Genomic DNA, 25109 nt, shown 5'->3' with positions numbered 1-25109 from the left:
GAACGTTAATAACTGAATCTAGCGTTACACCTAGTGTAAACCAAGTAGAACTACACCCTTACTTTTCGCAAAAATTTCACCGTGCATGGGATCACGAGCATAGAATTGTAACGCAATCATGGAGTTCAATTGGCAGAGCGAACCCCCTGCTTAATGACAAAACCGTTGCAACGATTGCTAAACGCCAAAATAAGACTATTGCTCAAATTATTTTGCGCTGGCATATCCAACTTGGAGCGCTCCCCTTACCTAAATCAGCCTCTCCTAAACGGCAAGTAGAGACCATATCACTATTTGATTTCTCTCTTACGATGATGAAACGGGAGTAAACAAACAGTTAACTCAAGCTGATGGTCGTATTAACGATCAAGACCTAGCAGAAAACGATGAGTTTTGATTAGAAGGGTCCTACTGGCTACCAGTGGGACTCTTTTTCATTCACTTCCTCACTTCCATAAAAACGACTCACGGTCGCTGGCCCTTGCCTTGAACTATACCTTTGTTGCATGCCATTTCTCAATCAAAGCATCAACTTTGCTCACAATCGATTTCTCTGACACGGTCTTCAATGATCCTGACGCAACAGCCATTTTTCCATTTACTACAACATCTTTTATTGCATTAGGTTGCATCGAGTAAACGACGTTTGCAAACAGTTCCTGCTTAGGCGATAGTGACAAGTCATCAAGATCAAGGGAGACAAAGTCAGCTTCCTTCCCTGCACTTAAATCACCAGTATTTAACTGCAACAACTCCGCTCCCACCTTCGTGCCCATATCAAACACTTGATTGGCGGTAATGCAAGTCCCGTCTAGCTTTGAAACTTTTTGAAGCAATGAACACATTCGCATCTCTTCAAAAACACTAATACGGTTGTTGCTGCAAGCTCCATCACTTCCTAGAGTTACGCGGACCCCTGCGTTTACAAGGTCTGGAATATTTGATATACCGTCTGATAAAAACATATTGCTTGATGGACAATATGCGAGCGCCGCCCTTTTTTCTCCAAGAAGCTTAATTTCCGATTGGTCGAGCCACACAAGATGAATGGCAATCATACTTTCATCAACCACACCTAATGAATCAAGATAATGAACTGGGCGTTTTCCATATTTAGCAAGAATTTCATCAACCTCAAACATTTCCTCTGACACATGAATATGGAACGGCGTGCCAAGTTCTTTTGCAAGACGATGACCCGCTTGGATCATTTCAGGTGATGCTGCATGAGGGCTATGGGGTGCTGGATGAATATCGACCATCTTATTTCCTTGATACTTAATAGCTAAATCTCTTGTCCTTTTTGTTGCCTCTTCAACCGATTCTCGGTAGCTATTTGGCGCACCATCCCAATCGTACATCGTTCGAGCCATAACGAGGCGAATACCAAGGTCATTTGCGGCTTGAATAACTGCTTCATCCGTTTTCGTCCCGTTATTATGCACATAGAAAAAGTCGCTGACCGTCGTTGCTCCATACTTTAGCATCTCACCAAAAGCAAATAACGCACCAGTATAAATCGCTTCTTCATCGAGTAATGGTGTGTATTTGTATAAAGCTTTATCACGCCATTCCAAAAAAGGTCTATCAACTGCGATTCCTCGAAGTAAGCTTTGAAACGAGTGATTATGGGCGTTAATTGTGCCTGGCACAATCGCTTTATTTTGCCAATCAATCTCTTCTACACCACTATACTTTTCTTGGAGCGCTTTTGTTGGACCCACTTCTTTTATCTGTCCATTTTCCACAACAATCCCTTGTTCCTTAACAAATTGTCCATTTGTATAAACCTGACCAGCTTTATATAAACGCGTCATTTCGTACCCCTCTCTTTATCCTTCTTGTTCATCCAATGTTAATAGCGTTTGTAATAAAACATTTGCGACTTTTTCGATATCACTTATCCGACTTTCTTCTTCCGGACAATGGCTTTTCCCCTCAAGGCTAGGTACAAAGATCATCCCTGATTTTGTTAATGAAGCCATATGAGCAGCATCATGCCCCGCCATGCTACCTAGTCTCATGGAGGTAAGACCAAGTTGCCTCGTTCCTTGTTCGCAAGCTTCCATTACTGTTTCACTCATTTGCGCTGGTGCTTGGTTAAGTTTAGTCGTCGCCTCGAGCGTTACGCCTCGTTTCTGAACGACGGTGGCTTTTTGTTTGTCCCATAGTTGCCTTGCAGCTGCAATTTGTTCCTGTGTTTCACCTCTAATTTCAACAGCAAGTATAACTTCACCAGGGATGATATTTGCCGAATTAGGATAAGCATCAATTTTCCCGATTGTGCCCACAAGTTCTTTTGCTGGATACGAGGCACAAATGTCTTCGAGAGCGCCAATTAAGCTCGCCGCTGCTACAAGAGCATCCATCCGATCTTCCATTAATGTTGTCCCAGCATGGTTTGCAACTCCTTTTATCTGCACTTCTTCACGGTAAATACCAGTAATTGCGGTCACGATACCTACAGGAATGTTTGCATTTAATAAACGTTTCCCTTGTTCAATATGGACTTCCACATAAGCAGCAAACTCATCCTTCCCTCTCACACATAACTGGAACTGGTCTGGATTACCACCTGCTGCAGTTAACGCATCTGTAATAAGTGTTCCCTCATGATCTTGTACACCAAGTAAGTCACTACCTGTTAACTTACCAGAGATCGCCCTACTTCCAAAAGTCGATAATCCAAACGGATTAGGCTCTTCAGCACTAAATGAAATCAATTCGAATGGATGCTGTGTTTTTACGCCTTTTTCTTGAAGAACTTTCATAATTTCGACTGCAATTAATACGCCTAGAGCACCATCATATTTTCCTCCATTTGGCACAGTGTCAATATGAGAGCCAAACACAATGCTTTGTAACGCTTTTTCTCCTGGCCGCTTGCCCCAAATATTAGCAGCCTCGTCTACATGTACATTCAGACCTAGATTTTCAAGCTCTGCTTTTAACCATTCTCTGGCCTTTAGCTCAACCTCTGTAAACGTGGTTCGATCAAGTCCGCCTTGGGCATTCATACCAATCGCTCCAAGTGTTGCAATTGATTGTTTCAACCGCTCCCTATTAATATGTAGCTTTACCTTTTCCATTGTTTTGCCTCCTTACTTTACTAACCGAGCATTGCGGTACTCACTCGGCGTTTTACCTTCAAATGACTTAAAAACACGACTAAAATAACGAGAATCAGTATACCCAACTTCACTAGCAACTTGATAAACCGTGTAATCTAAATCATGTAATAATGGCTTTGCTCTTTCTACACGAATTTTTGCAAGGTACTTCACAAACGGGAGCCCCATTGTTTTCTTAAATGTATTGCTAAAATAATTCGCGCTCAATCTCACATGATCTGCTACTTCTTCTAAACTAATTGGTTGATTATACGTATCTTCAATATACTGAACGGCTTGTTGAATTGGGCGCAGCATTTTCTCATTATTAAAGCGGTGAATATTAAATAAGATGTTCTCGATCATTTCTACAAACCACTTCTCAATATCATAGATATCAGCTGTTTCTTTTAGTTGATCCATAAACTTGCTGTATACCGTTTGCATCATATCAGGATGACACCCATTATTTAATGCAGCTCGTAGCAAGGAATTTAAAATATCGGTTACTTGCAAATGAAGTACATCTTGTTCGATCCTGCAATTAGTAAATAAGAATGCACGTATTTGTTGCAGTTCAGACTTTCCTTGATCAAGTTCACCACGCCTTAGCAACTGTGAAACCACATCTAGCTTCTCATACGGCACTAGCGTTGGTTTTTCGTATAAATTGTCTATGTCCGTGTAATGAATAACTTTGTTTTTGCCAACATAAAACTTATTGGCTTGAGCTTGCCATGCTTCCTTATACGATGCATATAAATTACGTGGGTCTTCATAGTGATTACCGATCCCCACTGTGACCGTATATCCTGTTCGTTGCTGTATTCCATATTGAAGCAAACGAGCGATATGTTTTATATCATCTTCGTACTGACATGGCAAAAGGATAGCCAATTTATCTTTATCAACAATAGCTTGAATTCCCGTCAAACCTTGTTCATTTAAACCAACTTGGATTGCCTTTGTACATTCGCTCTGTAATGATTGAGCCCACTTTGGACTCTTTTGTTTAATCAATGTTTTATATCGATCAATCGACGCAATCAAAACAGTCGTTGGTGTATTCGATAATCCACATTGTTTACTGCGATCCCAGATTTCTTTGGCGTGCTTCGTTGCACCAAAAATGAGGTCATAAACGAAGCCACGCTTCATCCACTCTGCTTTTGCTTTCCCTGGTTGTCTAACAATCGCTTTATCTCTTTGCTGACTACTGATTTCATTCATTAATTCATAAAGAATAGTTTCATCAAGTGGTTTTTCAAGGACGTCAAAGACACCTGCTTTAAACCATGCCCTTACCTCACTTGCCCGAAACTCATTTTGCATAACAATTAAACAAATGGCTGGATAGTCTTTATTTATACGCGTAATGAAGTTGCGACTTGAACTCACATGAACTGAATCCATATCAATATCAACAAATACTGCATCATAACACTCAATTCCCCCGCAAGATTGCTTATCCTTTGCAATAGGTAAACAATCAAGCGTTGCTTGAAGTTGGTTAGCAACTAAACACAACGGTTGTACAAGTTCTTCATTATTCGAATCGTCTGAAAGGAAAAGTAGCTTCATAAATGTCTCCTCCTCATATAGTGTGACGACGCAACCCCTTACTCTTTCTCTTAAAGTGGCTTTTTTAGACCAAACGCCCTAACTGACCGCTTCGCACTCTCATACCCTGCATCGGCGTGACGAATAACATTTAAACCCGCGTCTGCGTTCATGACATGTTCCAGTCGTTTTGAAGCAGAGAATGTTCCATCTGCCACAGCAGTCATCCCCGAATGAATGGAATGACCAATGCCAACACCCCCACCATGTTGAACACTAACCATTGAAGCCCCACTACTTGCATTCAGTAGCGCATTTAAAATCGGCCAATCGGCAACAGCGCCACTACCATCTTTCATTGCTTCTGTTTCTCGTGTTGGTGCAGCCATCGAACTACCTTCAGAATGATCTCTTGTGAAAGCGATTGGTGCTTCCAAAACACCTACTGCGACCATTTGATTAACAGCTTCAGCAAGCAAAGCACGTTCCTCATAATTTAACCAACATGCTCTTGCCGGTAATCCATTAAAGTGGATGCTTTCTTGAACACACTCGATCCAGCGACATACACGTTTATCTGCTTGAAAGTAGCTAAGAATGTATTCATCAATTTTATAAATATCTTCCGGATTGCCTGATAAAGCAATCCAACGACAAGGTCCTCTCCCTTCACTATAAAGCGGTCGAATGTATTCCGCAGTAAAGCCAGGTAAGAGTCTAGCATCTTTGCTTCCATATTGTTCGGCTTGCCAGCGTAAGTTATTTCCATATTCAAAGACAACACCGCCAGCTTGCTGCAATAACCTCATTGCCCGCACTTGTGCCACCACAGAAACACCAGCAAGAGATAAATAGTCCTTTGGTTTTTTAGTTCGAATATGATTCGCTTGTTTGATACTTAACCCTGATGGGATGTAGCCATTTAATAAGTCATGAGCGGCGGTCTGATCCGTAACGATATCAGGAATCCACACTCTCTTCACGCACTCCATGTAAACATCACCTGCATGACCATGCAAAGCGATTGACAAAGGCTGTTCTTTCTTCGCCGCTTCCTCCGCTAAATCAATTGCTTCACAAAGAGACTCCGCGACAACATCGCAGTAATTATTTAAAATTGATTTTGTTATTTTTTGTTTGTCCGCTTCGACAACAACTGCTACACCGCCATGCATTGTGACAGATAATGGCTGGGCTGCTCCCATTGCGCCCAGCCCGGACGTTAAGACAATCCGCCCATTTAACTTTCCACAAAAATGCCGCTCTGCGATTTCTCCCATCGTCTCAAACGTCGTTTGCAAAATACCTTGCACACCAATATAAGCCCAAGCAGCAGCTGTTGATTGACCATAACTTGTCAACCCCTTTAATTCCAATTCATTAAACGTCTCCCAGTTGGCGGCTGTTGGGACGAGCATAGAACTAGATGCAACAATACGTGGGAAACTAGCAAAGGTACGAAACTTACCAACTGGCTTACCTGATTGAATAAGTAGTGTCTCATCACCAGCTAATGTTTCCAATTCCTTTATGATTGCTTGAAACGCAGATTTATTCCTCACTGCTTTTCCCGTTCCTCCATACACAATCATCTGTTCACTATCCTGTGCTAAATGGGGGTCTAAGCAGTTTAATAACAGTCGCTTTAACGCTTCAATTTCCCAAGTCTTACACGTTTTCTCCGTTCCTATAGGAGAACGCAATGCTTGCACATCCATCTTATCCAACTCCTTGCAACACCTAATAAAAATCGATGAAAGAGAGGAGCCAAGTGGTCCCTCTCTTTTCATTATTCCTGCATCGGAATATGGACATTTTTTTCTTGAGCCACTTTTATCGCTTTGCTGTAACCAGCATCTGCATGGCGCACAATGCCCATCCCTGGATCTGACACGAGCACACGTTCAATTCGTTCTTTCGCTGCTTCACTGCCATCCGCAACAATGACTTGTCCTGCATGCAATGAGTACCCCATGCCAACGCCACCTCCTTGATGAACACTAACCCAACTTGCACCACCTGCTGTATTAACAAGGGCATTAAGAATTGGCCAATCGGCAACTGCATCACTACCGTCTTTCATAGATTCAGTTTCACGGTTTGGTGATGCGACCGAGCCACAATCAAGGTGATCACGTCCAAAAACAATCGGTGCTTCCAGTTCACCAGTTGCAACCATTTCATTAATTTTCAAAGCAAATCGGTCCCGATCACCATATCCAAGCCAACAAATTCTCGCCGGAAGACCTTGCCATTTAACCATCTTCTGTGCCATTTCAATCCAATTAACAAGCGCTTCATCTTCTTTAAACATTTCCATCGCCACTTGATCTGTTTTATAAATATCTTCTGGGTTACCAGATAAAGCTGCCCAGCGAAAAGGCCCTTTTCCTTCGCAAAAAAGTGGACGGATGTACGCCGGAACAAATCCAGGAAAATCAAATGCGTTTTGTACACCAGCTTGTTTGGCATAAGCGCGAATATTATTGCCATAATCAAACGTTTCCGCCCCTGCTTTCTGAAGATCCAGCATCGCTTGAACATGGGCACCCATTGCCGCAATGGCTTTTTGTTCGTAAGACTTTACATCTGATTTTCTAAGGGCGTATGCCTCATCTAAGCTCATTCCATTCGGCACATACCCATTCACTGGATCATGGGCACTTGTTTGATCGGTTACGATATCTGGCGTGATTCCGCGCTGTACAAGTTCCGGCAGTACATCGGCACAATTGCCAACAAGACCAATCGATGCTGGAGTGCCTTGCTTTGTGAACTCTTCAACCATCTTGAGCGCTTCGTCTAGATCCTCGGCTAAATAATCGCAATATCCTTCTTTAATCTTTCGTTCGATCCTGCTTTTTTCAACTTCAACAACAAGAATAACGCCTTTTGCCATTTTACCTGCTAATGGTTGGGCACCGCTCATTCCACCCATGCCGCCAGTCAGAATAAATTTACCCGTTAAATCTGGTCGTCCGAACGCCTTTTTTGCAGCTTCAATGAAGCTTAAGTAAGTTCCTTGTAAAATTCCTTGAGCACCAATATAAATCCAGCTCCCCGCTGTCATCTGTCCGTACATCATTAAGCCTTTGTCTTCAAGCTCATAAAAGTGTTTCCAATTCGCCCAAGCAGGTACAAGATTTGAATTAGCAATTAGAACGCGAGGCGCTGCTTCTTGAGTACGAAAAATACCCACAGGCTTGCCAGATTGCACAAGTAACGTTTCATCATTCTCTAAATCTTTCAGCGATGCCACAATCGCATCAAAGCACTCCCAATTCCGTACGGCTTTTCCAATTCCACCATAAACAACAAGCTCATCAGGATTCTCCGCCACTTCCGGGTCAAGATTATTCATTAACATACGTAAGGCAGCTTCCTGTTCCCATCCTTTACATGTAAGATCTTTACCACGTTCCGCTCGAATAACACGCTGATTTAATTGATTCGTCATAACCTTATCCCTCCTGGACATGTTTTATCGATCTTAGCATTGCTTAAACAATGACAATCTTTTGCGCGTTTGGTCTTCATAAATTTTAAGAAAACACTGATTCCAATCGATTCGTTCAATCAGATATGCACCAGATCGCTTTTTGAAAAACTCAATTTAACACCTAAAAATCAAATAGCATATTCCGTAAAAGCTTCTAGTAGCAAGCGCTAGCTTTTATATCTTTTAGACATATGGTAAATTCCGTATTTGTTCTCACTAGTTTGACATCTATAATCATTTCGGCGAGCATGAATTGAATTCCTTGAAATTCATATAGGAATAGATTTAATGATTTGCTGGATCGTTCTTTAATAAAGGTAGATATTCTACTATTCTATTTTGCGATGGCATCGCTCTGAACAACGACTCGATTCTCAACAACGATTTCCCCATTCTTAATCACAGTGTCCACCATGTTTACACCAACATGGTATTGCAAAAACGTGTAGTTAGGAGCGTTCCATAAAACAACGTCCGCTTTTTTACCCACTTCCAAGCTACCAACTTCTTGTGCCTTTCCAATTGCATATGCGGCATTGATCGTTGCAGCACTAATCACTTCTTTTGGTGTCATTCCCATCGTCAAACAAGCTAAATTCATTACAAAAGGCATTGACTCTGTCGGGCTTGAACCTGGATTACGATCTGTAGACAACGCCACTGGTACACCTTTCTTAATCATCTTCCGCGCATTAGCCGCTGACTCTAATAAGAAAAATGCTGTTGCTGGAAGTAATACTCCAATGACACCAGCCTTGGCCATTTTTTCTATTCCTTCATCTGATACTTGTAACAAATGATCCGCAGATATTGCCCCAACTTCTGCTGCTAATTCTGCTCCACCATATGAAACAATTTCATCGGCATGAATTTTAGGTATTAATCCATATTGCTTTCCCGCTTCTAAAATTTGTTTTGATTGTTCAGGTGTAAAAACACCCTTTTCACAAAAAACATCATTAAAAACAGCTAACCCTTCTTTTGCAACAATCGGAATCATCTCTTCTATAACAATTTGGACAAAATCATCTGTGTTGTTCTTGTATTCAAGAGGAACTGCATGAGCCCCCATGAATGTAGAAACAATATCGATTGGATGGCTTTCATCTAATTTTTTTGCAACTCGTAGTTGCTTCATTTCATTCTCCAACGTTAAGCCATAACCACTTTTAGCCTCAATTGTCGTCACACCGTGCCGAAGGAATTCGTTTAACCGCTCTCTTGACTGATCTTCCAATTCTTGTTCAGTTGCCGCCGCAGTTGAGCGTGTCGTGCTATGAATCCCTCCACCTGCATTCATGATATCCATGTATGCAGAGCCTTGTAAGCGCATTTCGAATTCTTCCTCGCGACTCCCTGCAAAAACCAAATGGGTATGTGGATCAACAAGACCTGGTGTGACAATTTGATTTGATGCGTCGAGTATAACAGCCCCTTCTCCGCCACTATCTTGATATGCCTCCCACACCGTTGCATCCGTTCCAACCATTGAAATCTGACCATCCTCAATCCACACCGCTCCATCTTCAATAACAATGAGCCCTTCTTCCATTTCTTTTCCTGTAAGCGGCATTTCTGTCTGACTCGTTAGTACCTGCTTTGCATGACGGATTACCATTGCGTTCCTCGTCATTCGATCAGCTCCCATTCCTTCTAAGTCTAAATTCTACGATACCGTAAAACTTCCACCATCGTTACAGCACATTTCTTTGTTTTCCTTCACAGATCTACGATTCTTTCTACCCCGGACCGTCGATTCCAACCATAAAAGAAATCTATTTTGTCTTTAAAATTTTTCGTATACTACTAGAAAGATTTGTTGTATACCATTTTACGAAGAGGGGGAATCTTTTATGAACCAACCAGACGTACACTCACAGAATGAACAAGACAAAACTCGCTCGCCATGGGCAATTGCTAAGTTTATCTTTTTTAGTTTACTTGGCATTTTTATGTTTTTTGTCCCTATTACAATTGCTGAAAAGAGCTCTATTCCCCTCGACCATTTAGTCACATTTTTACGCCAAGCAAGTACGGCTGTTACCGTATACATTTTTATCATCCTTTTACTTGGAGCCATTCATCCGTTTTATACAAAGAAATGGAATAAATCAGCTACCAATTTTGTCTTATCTATTTTTAAAATACTTGGTTTTATAATTGGCGCCCTTATTCTATTCGGTATCGGACCAACCTGGCTCTTCGCTCCTGATATGGGTCCTTTTTTAATTAATTCCTTAATTACACCAGTTAGTCTCCTCGTTCCAATTGGTGCAATCTTTCTTACTGTTTTAATTGGCTATGGGTTGCTTGAATTTCTCGGCAATATAATGGAACCAATTATGAGACCCATTTTCAGAACACCAGGACGCTCTTCCCTTGACGCTATAGCATCTTTTGCAGGAAGCTATTCCGTTGGTTTACTTGTAACCAATTCCTTGTATAAACAAGGCATTTATTCTTTCCGAGACGCGGCTATTATTGCCACAGGCTTTTCAACCGTATCAGTTACTTTTATGGTCGTAATTGCAAATACACTTGACTTGATGTCAGTCTGGACAATTTACTTTATTGTTTCATTCTCCGTTACCTTTGCTGTAACAGCTATTACTGCCCGAATGTGGCCTCTTTGTTCAATGAAGGATGACTATTATCCAGGTGCAACGCATCAAACAGAAGAACTTAAAAAACTAGGGTTTTCAACAAGAATAAAAAAGGGCTGGAGCGAAGGAATTGAAACAGCTGCTACAAGCAGTTCTTTCGTTAAAGAAGCCACTAAAAGTTTAAAAGATGGGTTGTTAATGACGATGAGTATCCTACCGACAATCATGTCGATTGGCTTGCTTGGTCTTGTTCTTGCTACATTCACACCAGTATTTGACTATGCCGGGTATGTATTTTATCCAATCACTGCACTCTTACAATTGCCTGACCCAATGCTCGCCGCAAAAGCTGCTGCCATTTCAATTTCTGAAATCTTCTTACCAGCTTTACTCGTTGTCGAAGCAGACATCATCACCCGTTTTATTATTGCCGTGATGTCCGTTTCCTCTGTCCTGTTTTTCTCTGCTGTTATTCCTTGTATTCTTGCCACTGAAATTAAGCTTAGCATCGGTAAAATGGTCATTATTTGGTTTATAAGAGTTGTCCTTACATTCATTTTAGTTACACCAATCGCCTTCTTATTATTTTAAATGATCATTCCTGAGACCTTCGAAAAACCTTTTACTTATGAGCGCATAGACGATGGCTTTTGCGCTTGTCCTCGCTCCCGGCATACACTCCGCTTTCCGCGGGCGACGGATGAGCCTCACAGCTATGCTGTTATTCTCATCTTCGTCTTTTCTCCCGCAGGAGTCTACATGTATGCCGTCCACTAATTCCTAATCTTTCATTGAAATCACTAAATTTATTAGAACTTTATTTTTTAATAAAAATAGGAGAGAATGAATCCATGGTGAATGATGAGCGCTAATCTAAATTCAAAAAAGTTGGCTGTCATGTTGGGAAATATGGATATTCACTCAATTTTCTTTATTTACGTTATATACTTATCTATAATAGATAAATTTGGAGAGGGTTGGATCGATGTTTAATCCTGAAAAAGAACTTAATAAATTACTTGTCCAGAAATCTTGGAACAAATCGGAGCTATTTAAACCTGATCATCTAAAAGAAATTGCACGTGAATCCTTGTATGATTTTGAACAATTCATGTTACTTGTGAAAAACATCGCCCCTGAAAAAACTGTGCCTGTTATGAACACATATGCGTTGCATGTCAATAAACTTCACGATGTGCGTGATGCGTTTGAATACGCTTCAATTCATGAACAGAAAGAAATTTTACAAGGTCTCTTAGATAAACATGGAACAGATGACTTATTGAGAGAATGGATCTTGGTTTATCAATTGATTTTTGAAACAATTTCACACACGTATACATTACAAGAAACATTGGATAAGGCAAAAAACTTATATAGCGAGGTTCAAAATCCACTTGCTCGTATGAGGTTGGAAATTATCGAATTAACAACTTATTTTAAAATGGGTAGTGTACGAAATGTACTTTTCTTAGCAGAAAAAATGCGTAATAGTTTTGCCAATATTAAACCTGGTTATATGAAAAGTGCTTTAGCTTCTCGTATATCACTATTAATTGGATTGGGGAAATTATACGGAGAGGGGGATGTAAACTCAGCGGAAGATTACTTTTTTGCTGTAAATGTCAATGAAGCCACTCCAGACACAGTTCGCGCCTCCTGTTACCATGCTTTGAGCAATACGAAATTAATCGGAGACAAAAAAACGTGTTTAGAATATACTAAAGAAGCAATTAAGTATGCAAATCAAGCAGCGTTATCTGACTACAAGAAGACATTAGAACAAGAGCAAGTACCTTTTATTAAAAATCTATATGGTGAGACTTTTGAACTTTCAATTGACATACCTGTAAAAGAGCAAATCCATCAATATATTGTACGAAATGATATAGCACAAGCATTAAAATTAATAACTCAACTAGAAAAAGAAGAAAACGATAGTCTTTTCTTGCTATATTACAAAGGAAAAGCTACAAAAGATTTGGAATTGCTTACACAAGCAATTAGTAATTTTTCTATATACGGCAGAGCGGATATGATACCAGTTGTTCAACAAGATATTATCTCCTTACAAAAAACAGGTGCATCAATTTAAATATAATTACCCGCTATTTCAAAGAGATATTAATTTATTCTATAAGAAGGGGTGTTCAATATGAAAAACATTATGAAAACATGTATTGTATTAGCTTTGATTCTTAGTCCCGTAACAATGGTCTCCCAAACGGACTCTGGAGTTTCACATTTATCTGGCCCGCCTGTTCATGTTGGTACTTAATAACATCAAAGGTTGACTAAAACACCAGTTCAATTAATGTATAATTAAATACACCAATCACTTAGCAAAAGAGACTCTGTCTTTTCTAAGATTAAAACGCATCCTTGAAGGGATGCGTTTTTTCTATCTTTTAACCACTCCAATAACAAACCCATCATAGCCTTTTTCTCCAACTGTTTGAATTGCCGTTGAATCGATTCGTTCCTCATTGGCAAGTTGGTCAAGAAATGTTCGGATTCCATGCACCCTTGGGTCGGTACTATGATCATTAATGACTTCACCAGCTCTAACGACATTATCAGCTAAAATCGTTGCACCCGGCTGCGCAAGCTTTAACGCCCATTCTAAGTAATGAGGGTTGTTTGGCTTGTCAGCGTCAATAAAGATGAAATCAAAAGATTCCTGCTCGTTCTCTAGTTCAGGTAGCGTCATAAGTGCGTCTCCTACTCGAATGTTAATCCGATCTTCAAAACGAGCATTTCTAATGTTTTCACTCGCGCAGGCGGCGTGGTTTGAATTTGCTTCTAATGTGATGATTTTACCATCTTCCGGTAAAGCTTTAGCCATGCAAATCGTGCTATAGCCTCCTAGTGTTCCAATTTCTAGTATTCTTTTTGCACCTGTCATGGTCACAAGCAAGCGCAAGAATTCTCCTTGCGTACGGGACACATCAATCGTTGGCAAATCATTTTTACGATTATTTGCAAGCACCGATTCTAGTATCATATCTTTCTCATGCAACCGCTCTCCTAAGTATTCGTCAACCGACTTCCATCTTTCATTGCTCATATGCATCATCTCCTCACTCATTTTCTCCTTACAAGACTAGTGTATGATAAGATGAATAATAAGAATAATAGATCTTTTTTATTCCTACATAACATTTCTTTATATAAGGAGTGAGAAGATGAATTTGCATGGGCTCCGGATTTTTCATACAGTCATTCAAAAAGGAAGTATTACAAAAGCAGCAAACGCCCTGCATATAAGCCAACCTGCTGTTTCTAGCCAGTTGAAAGCATTTGAAATTGAAATAGGCATACCCCTATTTGAAAAAAAGGGACGAACACTAACCCCCACACAACTCGGTAAAGATCTTGCTCATAAAGCCGACACTTTATTTGCAGTTGAACGTACTATTGAAATCTTTTTAGAAGATTGTATCCACGCACGGGTGGGCAGTATTCAAATTGCAGCTACGTATTTACCTGCCAATTTTTTGCTTCCTAAATGGGCTGGCGCATTTAAAGTCAGCCATCCTGACATAAACATCACGATTCAAACGACCAATTCGAAACAAGCTTTTCAACAACTTGCCCAATATAAAGCAGACGTCGCGATGTACGCAGGCAGCCCTGAAGAAAGACCTGAAGAATTTGAATGGGACGAGCTGTTTGAAGATGAACTCTGGTTTGTTGTGTCTCCATCCCATCGTTTCGCAGGCAAAAACATAACTTTAGAAAAGCTCGCCGCCGAACCTTTTGTGATGCGCGAAAAAGGAAGTTCTACTCGTGCACGTTTATATGCGCTTTGTCAGGCAAACCAAGTGAAACCACCAAAGATTGCTTTACAATTTACAGGCTTAAACGAAGCGCTCTCAGCTGTAACAGCTGGATTTGGCGTCAACTTTGTCTCTTCTTTAATCGCTAATGATTACATCAAACGTGGCTTGCTTGCACGTGTTTATGTGCACGATGTAACAGCGATGAATAAGATTGCCATTTGCACAAGAAAAAATGACCAGCAAAGCGAATTGGTACAATTCATTTCTCATTGCAAGCAAATGTTCTTCTAGAATCCATATGGTACATTCCCCAACCTATTTCCTATTTTCCCAACCACTCCCACTTATTTTATTCCTTATAATAAGAGTAGAAGCTTATTCAGCATTGTCCGACATCATTTTCTTTTTTAGGAGGAGACTTGATGAAAAAGACGTTTGGTATGTTATGTGTATTCGCGTTACTAGCAACTACTCCTACTGGGGCCGGAGCTGCGACTGCACCCGAAGTACAAAACGATTGGAACCTCGTTTGGAGCGACGAGTTTGACGGAAATTCTCTTGACTTAAGTAAATGGCGCTACGACATTGGAAACGGGCAACCGAATTTGCCAGGTTGGGGCAACGAAGAATTGCAATATTACTCGGTCGACCCTAAGAATGTCAGGGTTGAGAACGGAGAATTGATTATTGAAGCACATCAAGAAACCGTATCTGATCAATACGGCACGTACCCATATACATCAGGTAAAATCTTGACTGAAGGTAAGTTCAGCCAAACGTATGGACGATTTGAAGCAAGGATGCGTTTACCTGCTGGACAAGGGTTTTGGCCAGCATTTTGGATGATGCCCCAAGATGACCGTTACGGCGGATGGGCCGCTTCTGGCGAAATTGACATTATGGAAAACGCTGGCGCCACGCCATATAAAGTTGGTGGTGCAATCCACTATGGTGGACCTTGGCCTGAAAACCAATTTACAGCTGGCGATTACTTCTTCTCAGATTGGACAAACGCGACCGACTATCATGAATATGCCGTAGAGTGGGAACCAGGTGAAATTCGTTGGTACGTCGATGGAAACCTCTATCAGACCATTAATGATTGGTATTCCGTTGGTGGAGGCTATCCAGCTCCTTTTGATCAAGATTTCTATTTAATCCTGAACCTTGCTGTTGGAGGATGGTATGGTGGCAACCCAGATGGATCAACTCCATTTCCATCTACAATGGCTGTTGACTATGTTCGTGTGTATCAACGGTAAAAAGCGAGTATTTCATTAACGTTTGCCAAAGAACAGGGGTGCTCTATAAAAAATACCCCTGTATTTTGCTCCCCAGTCTAATTATTTCCACACAATCCTCCCCTGCATTACTCAAACTCGTTCTTCCATCTATTGTGCAAGCAATGTTTTTAATTAAACGTTTGTTTAATTAAAATAAAGAACCATCTTCACTGGGTAAACAACCACAATTTTTGCTATTAGAGCATATAATCAAATTCACGTTTTAGACACTGGTTTCGCTTAAACACTTAATGATTAAGCAGGAATTATAATAAAAAAAGAGAATCACAGGAAAAGGAGGGCACCATGTCCAAATTTTCACACATAATTGAGCAAACCGCTTACAACCCATGTGCCAAGTTGCTCTCCCTTCTCTCGCTCGCTACCTCTCCAAACAATACAAAACGTATATATACTCTTTATTTGACTGAACCAGACCGGACATTATTCGGAGGAATGAGAGCGAAGAAATCGTTGTCTGTATTGGAATTAAACGAGTGTCAAATGATGAAGTTTTCATTCTTCATCTTGCTGTCCTTACACATTTCCAATCAAGAGGGATCGGCTCGGCAATGATTAATTTTATTCGTTTTCTTGAACCCGGAGCGACCTTAACAGCCGAAACGGATCGTGAAGCCGTTGGTTTTTATTACAAAAATGGCTTTATCGTTAGAAGTTTAGGAGAAGTGTATCCAGTAACAGAACGTTTTTCCTATGTTCGATTTAAGAATAAAAAGGAGATTTAATAATGAACTTTTTAGAAATGCAAACGGCAGCGCAAAAAGATAGTTCCCTTATCATCTTAACGGAATTCGTTGAGACTAGAACCGTAACAGCATCAGGAAATAACTAACGTTATGGACTACGACTTGAAACCAGTTATCGAACGAAAACAAACTTATTTTGGTGAAAGCATCGAGCATACTTGTTTGTTACTAAGTCACACTGATGAAGAAGTTGTCTTATTCCATAAAATTGACCATCCATTTAAGATGCAAACACCCATAGGAACAATGGAGATTACGGATGATTGCTACACAACGGCGTTTTATTGGGAAGCTCTCCCCTACAATGTGTATATTTGGCGAAATGCGAGTGGCGAGTATATCGGTTGTTATGTGAATATCGTTGAACACACAGAAATAACGGGCACGGCTGTTGTATTTGACGACCTTATTGTTGATGTACTTATCTGGCCTGACGGTTCATATCATATTCTTGATTTGGATGAACTACCAGAGCCTCTTGAACAGTTTAAAAACGGTGTTGTTCATCATCTTCTTAACCGCTCTATCCAATCCCTTAATTGGATTGATCAACTTTTAAACAGGGTTCATACTGAATTTCCTCACAAAACGTTAGCATTTCTATTAAAAGATTAAAAGAATGCAGGTCATGGGGCACTTATATGAAAATTGTCTTTCTTGCATGCATAGCAACTTTTATCGCTACAACGTTCTTTGCTTATTCTTTTATCGCGCATTCAATTTTAAGTGCATTACTCTTTGCTTTTCCAATTACGTTCATTCTAAGTATTTTCATCATTGGTTTATATCTAATTTACGAACTAGTGCATGAGAAATTAACCATAATTGAAGAAGATTAGTTAAAATAGAACGCAAATGAAAACAAATAAAAAAAGATTAATTAGGAGAAGACTTATGTCTGTGGAAAAACTCAATCAAAAAGATGCAACTGACATAGTTGCTTTATTCGGCAATCAAAAGAATGACTATTTGTTTGTGCTTGATCAGTTAGACGCTAACAATTATGAAGAAAACGATTTAAGTGTATATGGCGAAAGAGAGAATAGTCACCTTGTATCTTTCATACTCAATCAAGGTGATAATCTTAGTTATTTTGCCAAAAACGTTCGAGATGTTACTCCTTATTTGCCGATCACTCAAAAACTCTCTTTTCGGAAGATGACGTGTGAAAGTCGTTTCGCTGATGTATGGAAGCCACATCTCTCTATTAAAAAAGATACAGCTTCATGGCTCGGTTTTGTCCGAAACATAAAACAAAATCAACTAGGCCCGAACAGTCAAATAGAAATGACCGAACACATAACGCGACAAACACTATCAGAACTTTATAATTTGTTTACGTCAACAACTGAGTTTGCGAATGCAATGACGCTAAGCAAGTCAGCATTCATAGAAGCAGAGCAGAAACGTTATATACAAGGGGGTACACGGACATTTTTTGGTAGAATTGCTGGACAACTCATCGCAACAGTTGCTACTACTGCCGAATATGAGCGCAGTACGATTATCACTGGAGTTTTTACAAACAAAAACTTTCGAGGTAATGGCTATGGTACACACTTGTTAACACTAGTATGCAAAAAGCTTTTGCAGGAAGGGAAAACACCTTATTTCTTCTATAATAACCCAAAAGCCCGGAGCGTTTATGTATCATTGGGACTGCAAGAAATCTGTGATTGGCGCGTATTAGAGATTTTAAACTAAAACAGATCTTGAAACGAGTGAAACAGAGTGCTTTGCCTCCTACAAAGGAGTTTGGAAAAGGAGATCATCATCTTTGCAAAGAGACGTTTTGCCGCTTAAAGGCAAGACATTCCTTACCCTTCATCCCTCTCACACCTTTATTCCTATTGTCGTACATCCTATTAATTGATATGCTTCTTCATGATATCGTTAAGCAAAGGAAGTAGTGATCGATGTGGATTCTCAACCTTCATGGAAAATATGGAATAGATACGGATGGCGTGCCTTTCTATTAATCTTAACGGAGTTCTTTTTAACCTTTAGCTTTTTTATGTTTGTTCCATTTATCTCTTTGTATGTCACTGGTGAGTTAGGTTACTCTCTTGCCTTTGCGGGGTCTCTGCTCGCTTTACGTTTAATTGGTCAACAAGGTTTTATGATGTTTGGAGGCTACTTTGGCGACAAGTTTGGCTATAAACAAATGATGTTTTTAGGTTTCCTATGTAGGGGAGTTGGCTTTGCAGGTATCGGTTTTGTTGAGGCGCCTACTCTGTTGTTATTAATGGCAATCATTGGAGGCCTAGGTGGAGCTTTATTTAGTCCGGCTTTAAAATCATTGCTTGTTTACAACCAACCTAAAAAATATCACCGTGACCTTTTTTCACTTGTAAATATTACGGGTAATGCTGGAACGATACTCGGACCTCTTTTTGGTCTATTGTTCTCTGTTCAGCAGTTTCCTTTTTTAAGTTTACTCTCCGGGATTCTATTTGCTTTCATTGGTGTTGTGTTGCTCTTCTTACCGATTAAACAAGAAGCAACCACTGAACAACTTTCATTTTTTTCAGGGGTGAAGCGTATCACTAATAACCGCTTCCTTTTAACAATGATCGTATTAATGATTCCGTTTCATTTTATTCATCAACAGCTTTTTTTAACCTATCCGATCATTGCTGTTGAACTAACTGGTCGTTCTGGCTGGGTGTTTACACTCATTACACTACTTGTTGTAGCTGGACAAATGACAGTGACAAAACATACAAAACATCTAGCACCACGACGTGCACTTACAATAGGTTACCTTCTTCTCACCATTACATTTTTGCCGTTGATTTTTTTTGAAAATAGTGTGAGCTTTATTTTATCACTCGTGGGAATGGCTGGTGCAATCATGCTTATGCAACCGACTTTTCATTCATACATAGTAACTCAAGCCACAGCTACAACACTCGGAATCTATCTTGGTTTCTCAAATCTCGCAATGGCGGTAGGCGGTGCGTTTGGTAACATAGCTGGTGGTGGACTCTATGACTATTTTAATCAACACGGAAGCAGCTTTGTTTACTGGGGCATACTTGCGACTAGTTCTTTTATTACTTACCTTTTTGGAAGACTTTCCAAACAAAACGAAATCAGTTATTAACAAAACAAGCAGTCCAGCGTGCTGGACTGCTTTCTAATTACTTACGTTAGTCGTCAATACGCAGGTCGATCTACTGCTTTATCCGCTGCTTGTGCGTTTTTTATTGCTTCCAACCTATTTTCCTTTAGCTCCTCTATCGTTTTTGTTTTTACTCTAGCTGCCCCGTTCGACATTTTTGTCTCCAACCTTGGCTCTTTTTTCCGCCTTTCCTTTGCTTCTTTAATGCTCTTTTCGTATTGAGGCAGCCATTTTTCTTGGGCAATTAATAGATCATCAACGAGTTGCCAAATTTCTGGTGGTGTACATACCGCTCCTGTTAATGGATCCATCATAAACGCTTGGCGCAGAAGCTGGTCATCCCCTGTAATCGCTGCCTTTACAGCTAGACGCTGAACCTGAATGCTCGTGTTGCAAACAGCTGCACAACCAAGTGGCAACTCCCCAACTAATGCCATATGGATTCCATTGCGATCCACATATCCTGGTGCCTCAATGACGCAATCATCTGGAAGATTGGCAATAGCACCATTGTTAATCCGGTTAAAATGGCCACGGTACACTCGACCCGTTTCAAGTGCCTCTATAATGTAAGAGCCATGCTCCTCTCCACGCTCATTGTCTCCATACACGAAGGCAGGCTCCTTCATCCAGTTCGGGAAATCTTCTTTAAACCAATTTCTCCCCTCTGTACAAACACGTAAGTATCCCCCGGTTTCCCCATTAATCCACGTGCCTAAATCAATCCAATCAATGATTTCATCCGCTCGTTTGCGATACCAAGGAACATACTCGCTTAAATGACCATTTGATTCGGTGCTATAATAACCAAAACGCTTTAGCATATCAATTCGGACCTTCTCTGTTTGTCGATATTCTGGATGCTGTTCAAATGCCTCAAGCAACGATCTTGTTAAATCTTGTCCTCTATGTTTAATCTGGATATACCACGTTTGGTGATTAATTCCAGCACAAACAATATCAATTTCTTTCTTGTCTAGATCAAACACATTAGCTATTTGCCTGTGCCCACCTTGCACTCCATGACATAGACCTACCGTATTTACACCACCATACGTATTGCACGCCCATGTTAGCATTGCCATAGGATTGGCGTAATTTAATAACAGACAGTTCGGTTCAGCCACTTCACGTATGTCTTTGCAAATCGCAAGCATTTCCTGAATGCCCCTTTGGCCATACATAATTCCCCCTGGACCTAGCGTATCGCCCACACATTGGTCAATTCCATACATTAACGGAATTGAAATATCTTGTTCAAACGCTTCTAATCCACCGATTCGAACAACAGAGAAAATATAACGAGCATCCTTAAGCGCTTGTCTTCTATCGAGCGTTGCTGTTAACTGAATCGCTAAACCATTTTCCTCCACATCTCGCTGACATAGCTCTGTCACCATTCTTAAATTCTGTTCACTTATATCGGTAAAAGCAATTTCGACTTGTGCAAATTCAGACACTGACAATAGATCTCTTAACAGCGTTCTTGTAAATCCAATGCTTCCAGCTCCGATAAAGGCGATTTTAAAAGACACTTTTTACCCTCGTTTCTTATTCATAATATCAAAAGCAACAGCTGCTAATAAAACAAGCCCTTTAATCGCTTGTTGCCAGTCAATACCTAGCCCTAAGATTGACATCCCATTATTCATTACACCCATAACAAGGCCCCCAACAACTGCACCTATTACCGTTCCAACTCCACCATAAGCAGATGCCCCACCAATGAAAGCGGCTGCGATAGCATCAAGTTCAAATAGATTACCTGCGCGTGGCGTAGCCGCATTTAGTCGAGCTGCAAAAATGAGGCCAGATAACGCAGCAAGCATACCCATGTTCACAAATACCATAAAGGTTACACGCTTGGTTTTTATCCCAGAAAGTGCAGCTGCTTTCTCGTTTCCACCAACCGCGTAAATATGGCGACCAAAAACAGTCTTTTTTGTTAAAAATGCATAAAATGCAATTAACGCTATTAGCAAAATGAGAATATATGGTATCCCACGATAGCTTGCTAGAATGTAAGTGAAACCTAAGATAACCGCCGCGATACCAGCAATTTTTAATGCGAACAACGTCGGGTTGAGCACGACTACTCCATTCTTCAGTTTTCTCTTTCGTGCTAACCATTCAAGTGCAATTAATACCGCACAGAGCAGCACACCAATAACCAATGAGAGCAAATGCACTGAAGCTCCATTAAACACATCTGGTAAAAAACCAGAACTTAATCGTTGGAATGACTGCGGATAGGGAGCAATCGATTGTCCTTGCAACATAATTAATGTAATTCCTCTAAAAATGAGCATCCCCGCAAGTGTAACGATAAATGCAGGAATCTTTACATATGCGACCCAAAATCCTTGCCAGGCCCCCACCAATGCCCCAACAAGCAAGCAAAGTAAAATCGTTAGAATCGGATCTAGATTCATCTTAATCATTAGAATAGCTGACAAAGCACCAATAAACGCTGCAATGGAGCCGACTGATAAATCAATATGCCCCGTAATAATGATGAGCACCATACCTATTGCAAGGATGAGAATATAACTGTTTTGTAAGATCAAATTTGTTATATTTAATGGCTGTAATAATATGCCATCCGTTAATACTTGAAATAAAATCATGATTAACAGCAAGGCAAATGTCATGCTATATTGACGTACATTATTTTGAATAACGTTCATTAACGGTTTCAACGGGAATCCTCCCTTGTTTTCGTCATTAATTTCATAAGTCGTTCTTGTGAAAGCTCATGTTTCCCAAGTTCACCTGTAATATGACCCTTATTCATTGCGTATACTCGATCACACATCCCCATAAGTTCTGGAAGTTCGGAAGAAATAAGTACAATTGCCTTGCCTGCTGCAGCTAGCTCACGAATAATCGTATAGATTTCATATTTTGCACCAACATCAATTCCCCTTGTAGGCTCATCCAATATAAGGATATCTGGGTCAGAAAAAATCCATTTGCTTAAAACCACTTTTTGTTGATTACCCCCACTTAATTTGCCGGTCTCTTGTAAAATGGTTGGCGCTTTTATATGCAATTTCCGCTTAAATTCTTCTGCCGTCTTTATTTCACTTTGTTCATCAATGACGGCACGCGAGGAGATTTTATTTAAACTTGCTAAAGAAATGTTTTCTTTTATATCATTCATTAGAACAAGCCCATATGATTTCCGGTCTTCCGTCGCATACGCCAGTCCGTGCTTGATCGCATCACTCACAGAATGAATCTCTATTTTCGTTCCATCTTTTTTAATTGTTCCTGTTATTTGTGTGCCATAGGATCTACCGAATATGCTCATTGCTAGTTCCGTTCGTCCTGCTCCCATTAATCCAGCGATACCGACGATCTCCCCACGTTTCACATGAAACTGAGCATCAAAAATGATCTGCCTTTCTCGCTGCACTGGGTGATATACATTCCAATTCTCAATCGAAAAAATTTCGCTCCCAATCTCGGATTCACTTCCGGGATAACGGTTTGTTAAGCTTCTACCAACCATACCTTTAATAATTTCATCTTCGCTAATATCCTCTTCATCTAAATCAAACGTTTCAATTGTCTTCCCATCACGTAAAATCGTTACAGCGTCTGCTACTTTTTTAATTTCATTTAACTTATGGGAAATAATAATGGATGTAATGCCTTGACCTTTTAATTCAACAAGCAGATCAAGCAAATTATCGCTATCCGTTTCATTTAACGAAGCGGTTGGTTCGTCCAAAATTAAAAGCTTCACTTCTTTGGCTAAAGCTTTGGCAATTTCTACTAGTTGTTGCTTCCCTACACCAATATGCTTGATTAATGAATTATGGGGCTCATCTAAATTAACCTTTTTCAATAACGTTTTTGTTTGCTTTGCTGTAGCATCCCAGTCAATGACACCGAAACGCTTCCGCTCGTTTCCTAAAAAGATATTTTCAGCAATACTTAGTTCTGGAATGAGTGCGAGCTCTTGATGAATAATAACAATTCCTTCAGCTTCGCTTAGCTTAAGGTTTTTGAATTTGCACGCTTCTCCCTCGAGTAAAATATCCCCTGTATACGTTCCATATTCATGTACACCACTTAACACTTTCATTAACGTCGATTTCCCAGCCCCATTTTCTCCACATAACGCATGAATTTCACCTTGTCTTACTTTCAAATTCACATTATCCAATGCTTTGACACCTGGGAATTCCTTTGTAATTTGTCTCATTTCCAGAAGAGCCTCCGGCATTTGGTCACCTCCTATACAAAGGCGGTTTCCTCTACTGAGAAAACCGCACAAAGCTCTTTATTGATTAAGCTGATCAGCCTCGTAATAACCACTATCAATTAAAAGTTCTTCGTAATTGTCAACCGTAACAACAACTGGTGTTTCAAGGAACGAAGGAACGACTTTCATGTTATTGTCATACGTTGTTGTATCATTTACTTCTGGCTCTTCTCCTTGTAAAACAGCTTCTGTCATTTCAACTGCTTTTTCAGCAAGAACTCGTGTATCTTTAAAAACAGTCATTGCTTGTTCGCCTGCTATAAGCGCATTAACCGATGGAATATCTGCATCTTGCCCAGTTACAATTGGTATATCATCAGCTGTAAAACCAGAATTTTTTAGAGAAGCAAGAATGCCAATACTTAATAAATCAGCCGGAGCCAATACGGCATCAAGTTCTTCACCACCGCCATAATTAGAGCTTAATAAATTATCCATTCTACTTTGAGCAGTGGCTCCATCCCAGCGAAGAATAGCAATTTGATTAAAATCGGTTTGCCCACTTAACACATTTAGTTTCCCTTCATCAATGTACGGTTGGAGCACAGACATTGCACCATTAAAGAAGAAATGAGCATTATTGTCATCTGGTGAGCCTGCAAACAACTCAATGTTAAATGGTCCTTCTTCGCTTTCTAGATCCAGTTCGTCAATAATATATTGTCCTTGAAGTACACCTACTTCAAAATTATCAAATGTCGCATAGTAATCAACAAACTCGGAATTCATAATTAAACGGTCATACGAAATCACAGGAATTCCTTCAGCATTTGCAGACTCGAGCACCGTTGTTAAAGCTTCTCCATCAACAGAAGCAATGACCAGCGCATCAACACCCCGTGTAATCATGTTCTCGATTTGAGATACCTGATTCTCAACAACATCTTCTGCATACTGAAGATCCGTTTCAAAACCTAAATCTTCAAAATACGACACCATATGATTGCCATCAGCTATCCAACGCTCCGAGGATTGTGTCGGCATGGCAATACCAATCTTGTCCTTTTCATCCTCTGATCCTTCCCCTGATCCTTCCTCTGAACAACCGCCTACAAAAGCAAGACAACCAACAAAAGCCATACATCCCATAAGCTTCTTCATTTAACTT

Annotated in this window: 22 protein-coding genes; 11 read left to right on the top strand and 11 right to left on the bottom strand. The window is 40.2% G+C overall.

Annotated elements, in window-relative coordinates:
• Positions 1 to 491 precede the first annotated feature (491 nt).
• The 6 genes from BK584_RS16765 to hutI form a co-directional block, all read right to left on the bottom strand.
• Positions 492 to 1817: an amidohydrolase family protein gene (locus BK584_RS16765; protein WP_078393636.1), complete on the bottom strand. Its 1326-nt coding sequence runs from the start codon at positions 1815 to 1817 to the stop codon at positions 492 to 494.
• 15 nt (positions 1818 to 1832) lie between these two features.
• Positions 1833 to 3089, bottom strand: a complete 1257-nt coding sequence (locus BK584_RS16760) for a M20 family metallo-hydrolase (protein WP_078393635.1) — start codon at positions 3087 to 3089, stop codon at positions 1833 to 1835.
• A gap of 12 nt (positions 3090 to 3101) precedes the next feature.
• Positions 3102 to 4691, bottom strand: a complete 1590-nt coding sequence (locus BK584_RS16755) for a helix-turn-helix domain-containing protein (RefSeq protein WP_078393634.1) — start codon at positions 4689 to 4691, stop codon at positions 3102 to 3104.
• A 50-nt stretch (positions 4692 to 4741) separates the two neighbouring features.
• Positions 4742 to 6388 carry a urocanate hydratase gene (hutU, locus tag BK584_RS16750; protein ID WP_078393633.1) on the bottom strand — a complete coding sequence of 549 codons (1647 nt, stop codon included), beginning with the start codon at positions 6386 to 6388 and terminating at the stop codon, positions 4742 to 4744.
• A 71-nt stretch (positions 6389 to 6459) separates the two neighbouring features.
• Positions 6460 to 8127: a urocanate hydratase gene (gene hutU, locus BK584_RS16745; RefSeq protein ID WP_078393632.1), complete on the bottom strand. Its 1668-nt coding sequence runs from the start codon at positions 8125 to 8127 to the stop codon at positions 6460 to 6462.
• A 376-nt stretch (positions 8128 to 8503) separates the two neighbouring features.
• The gene (hutI, locus tag BK584_RS16740) at positions 8504 to 9802 is read right to left on the bottom strand and encodes an imidazolonepropionase (RefSeq protein WP_078393631.1); all 1299 of its coding nucleotides are present in this window, start codon (positions 9800 to 9802) and stop codon (positions 8504 to 8506) included.
• 220 nt (positions 9803 to 10022) lie between these two features.
• Between hutI and BK584_RS16735 the strand changes: the two genes are divergently transcribed.
• From BK584_RS16735 to BK584_RS25400, 3 genes are all read left to right on the top strand, one after another.
• The gene (locus BK584_RS16735) at positions 10023 to 11363 is read left to right on the top strand and encodes a YjiH family protein (protein WP_078393630.1); all 1341 of its coding nucleotides are present in this window, start codon (positions 10023 to 10025) and stop codon (positions 11361 to 11363) included.
• A gap of 394 nt (positions 11364 to 11757) precedes the next feature.
• A complete protein-coding gene (locus BK584_RS16725; protein ID WP_078393628.1) occupies positions 11758 to 12867 on the top strand; it encodes an AimR family lysis-lysogeny pheromone receptor in 1110 nt (369 codons plus the stop codon).
• Positions 12868 to 12927: 60 nt separating this feature from the next.
• Entirely contained in the window at positions 12928 to 13050 is a 123-nt protein-coding gene (locus BK584_RS25400) for a hypothetical protein (protein WP_281255762.1), read from the top strand.
• A 123-nt stretch (positions 13051 to 13173) separates the two neighbouring features.
• On the opposite strand, the gene BK584_RS16720 is transcribed toward BK584_RS25400, so the two are convergent.
• A complete protein-coding gene (locus BK584_RS16720; protein WP_078393627.1) occupies positions 13174 to 13839 on the bottom strand; it encodes an O-methyltransferase in 666 nt (221 codons plus the stop codon).
• Positions 13840 to 13957: 118 nt separating this feature from the next.
• Here BK584_RS16720 and BK584_RS16715 point away from each other — a divergent pair, with 118 nt between their 5' ends.
• The 8 genes from BK584_RS16715 to BK584_RS16685 all read left to right on the top strand — a co-directional run bounded on the left by BK584_RS16715 (position 13958) and on the right by BK584_RS16685 (position 19710).
• Positions 13958 to 14845, top strand: coding sequence for a LysR family transcriptional regulator (locus BK584_RS16715; protein WP_078393625.1), 888 nt, complete (start codon positions 13958 to 13960; stop codon positions 14843 to 14845).
• A gap of 131 nt (positions 14846 to 14976) precedes the next feature.
• A complete protein-coding gene (locus tag BK584_RS16710) occupies positions 14977 to 15816 on the top strand; it encodes a glycoside hydrolase family 16 protein (protein WP_078393624.1) in 840 nt (279 codons plus the stop codon).
• 327 nt (positions 15817 to 16143) lie between these two features.
• Positions 16144 to 16413 (top strand): hypothetical protein, encoded by a 270-nt coding sequence (locus BK584_RS24700; protein ID WP_169870936.1) that lies wholly within the window; start codon positions 16144 to 16146, stop codon positions 16411 to 16413.
• Complete coding sequence (locus tag BK584_RS16705) at positions 16335 to 16583, top strand: GNAT family N-acetyltransferase (RefSeq protein ID WP_169871326.1); 249 nt, start codon at positions 16335 to 16337, stop codon at positions 16581 to 16583. The genes BK584_RS24700 and BK584_RS16705 overlap by 79 nt, the downstream gene beginning before the upstream one ends.
• A 111-nt stretch (positions 16584 to 16694) precedes the next feature.
• The gene (locus BK584_RS16700; protein ID WP_078393622.1) at positions 16695 to 17219 is read left to right on the top strand and encodes a ribonuclease FAU-1 family protein; all 525 of its coding nucleotides are present in this window, start codon (positions 16695 to 16697) and stop codon (positions 17217 to 17219) included.
• A gap of 26 nt (positions 17220 to 17245) precedes the next feature.
• Positions 17246 to 17443, top strand: coding sequence for a hypothetical protein (locus BK584_RS16695; RefSeq protein ID WP_078393621.1), 198 nt, complete (start codon positions 17246 to 17248; stop codon positions 17441 to 17443).
• Positions 17444 to 17498: 55 nt separating this feature from the next.
• Positions 17499 to 18308, top strand: coding sequence for a GNAT family N-acetyltransferase (locus BK584_RS16690; protein WP_169871325.1), 810 nt, complete (start codon positions 17499 to 17501; stop codon positions 18306 to 18308).
• 214 nt (positions 18309 to 18522) lie between these two features.
• A complete protein-coding gene (locus BK584_RS16685; RefSeq protein WP_078393619.1) occupies positions 18523 to 19710 on the top strand; it encodes an MFS transporter in 1188 nt (395 codons plus the stop codon).
• 53 nt (positions 19711 to 19763) lie between these two features.
• On the opposite strand, the gene BK584_RS16680 is transcribed toward BK584_RS16685, so the two are convergent.
• From BK584_RS16680 to chvE, 4 genes are read right to left on the bottom strand one after another with little or no spacing between them, the layout of a single operon-like run.
• The gene (locus BK584_RS16680; protein ID WP_078393618.1) at positions 19764 to 21263 is read right to left on the bottom strand and encodes an alpha-glucosidase/alpha-galactosidase; all 1500 of its coding nucleotides are present in this window, start codon (positions 21261 to 21263) and stop codon (positions 19764 to 19766) included.
• 3 nt (positions 21264 to 21266) lie between these two features.
• Entirely contained in the window at positions 21267 to 22415 is a 1149-nt protein-coding gene (gene mmsB / locus BK584_RS16675) for a multiple monosaccharide ABC transporter permease (RefSeq protein ID WP_078395698.1), read from the bottom strand.
• Between the two features lie 8 nt (positions 22416 to 22423).
• Positions 22424 to 23962 carry a multiple monosaccharide ABC transporter ATP-binding protein gene (gene mmsA, locus BK584_RS16670; protein WP_078393617.1) on the bottom strand — a complete coding sequence of 513 codons (1539 nt, stop codon included), beginning with the start codon at positions 23960 to 23962 and terminating at the stop codon, positions 22424 to 22426.
• A 57-nt stretch (positions 23963 to 24019) separates the two neighbouring features.
• Positions 24020 to 25102 (bottom strand): multiple monosaccharide ABC transporter substrate-binding protein, encoded by a 1083-nt coding sequence (gene chvE, locus BK584_RS16665; protein ID WP_078393616.1) that lies wholly within the window; start codon positions 25100 to 25102, stop codon positions 24020 to 24022.
• Positions 25103 to 25109: the final 7 nt, after the last annotated feature.

Origin of the sequence: Shouchella patagoniensis (assembly GCF_002019705.1) — a bacterium.
Classification (GTDB): domain Bacteria; phylum Bacillota; class Bacilli; order Bacillales; family Bacillaceae_D; genus Shouchella; species Shouchella patagoniensis.
This window is presented reverse-complemented; position numbering and strand designations above follow the sequence as displayed.

Bases quoted from the DNA above. Each gene is read 5' to 3' on its own strand.
- BK584_RS16765 (WP_078393636.1), bottom strand. From the start codon at position 1,817: ATGACGCGTTTATATAAAGCTGGTCAGGTTTATACAAATGGACAATTT.
- BK584_RS16760 (WP_078393635.1), bottom strand. From the start codon at position 3,089: ATGGAAAAGGTAAAGCTACATATTAATAGGGAGCGGTTGAAACAATCA.
- BK584_RS16755 (WP_078393634.1), bottom strand. From the start codon at position 4,691: ATGAAGCTACTTTTCCTTTCAGACGATTCGAATAATGAAGAACTTGTA.
- hutU (WP_078393633.1), bottom strand. From the start codon at position 6,388: ATGGATGTGCAAGCATTGCGTTCTCCTATAGGAACGGAGAAAACGTGT.
- hutU (WP_078393632.1), bottom strand. From the start codon at position 8,127: ATGACGAATCAATTAAATCAGCGTGTTATTCGAGCGGAACGTGGTAAA.
- hutI (WP_078393631.1), bottom strand. From the start codon at position 9,802: ATGACGAGGAACGCAATGGTAATCCGTCATGCAAAGCAGGTACTAACG.
- BK584_RS16735 (WP_078393630.1), top strand. From the start codon at position 10,023: ATGAACCAACCAGACGTACACTCACAGAATGAACAAGACAAAACTCGC.
- BK584_RS16725 (WP_078393628.1), top strand. From the start codon at position 11,758: ATGTTTAATCCTGAAAAAGAACTTAATAAATTACTTGTCCAGAAATCT.
- BK584_RS25400 (WP_281255762.1), top strand. From the start codon at position 12,928: ATGAAAAACATTATGAAAACATGTATTGTATTAGCTTTGATTCTTAGT.
- BK584_RS16720 (WP_078393627.1), bottom strand. From the start codon at position 13,839: ATGAGCAATGAAAGATGGAAGTCGGTTGACGAATACTTAGGAGAGCGG.
- BK584_RS16715 (WP_078393625.1), top strand. From the start codon at position 13,958: ATGAATTTGCATGGGCTCCGGATTTTTCATACAGTCATTCAAAAAGGA.
- BK584_RS16710 (WP_078393624.1), top strand. From the start codon at position 14,977: ATGAAAAAGACGTTTGGTATGTTATGTGTATTCGCGTTACTAGCAACT.
- BK584_RS24700 (WP_169870936.1), top strand. From the start codon at position 16,144: ATGTCCAAATTTTCACACATAATTGAGCAAACCGCTTACAACCCATGT.
- BK584_RS16700 (WP_078393622.1), top strand. From the start codon at position 16,695: ATGGACTACGACTTGAAACCAGTTATCGAACGAAAACAAACTTATTTT.
- BK584_RS16695 (WP_078393621.1), top strand. From the start codon at position 17,246: ATGAAAATTGTCTTTCTTGCATGCATAGCAACTTTTATCGCTACAACG.
- BK584_RS16690 (WP_169871325.1), top strand. From the start codon at position 17,499: ATGTCTGTGGAAAAACTCAATCAAAAAGATGCAACTGACATAGTTGCT.
- mmsB (WP_078395698.1), bottom strand. From the start codon at position 22,415: ATGAACGTTATTCAAAATAATGTACGTCAATATAGCATGACATTTGCC.
- mmsA (WP_078393617.1), bottom strand. From the start codon at position 23,962: ATGCCGGAGGCTCTTCTGGAAATGAGACAAATTACAAAGGAATTCCCA.
- chvE (WP_078393616.1), bottom strand. From the start codon at position 25,102: ATGAAGAAGCTTATGGGATGTATGGCTTTTGTTGGTTGTCTTGCTTTT.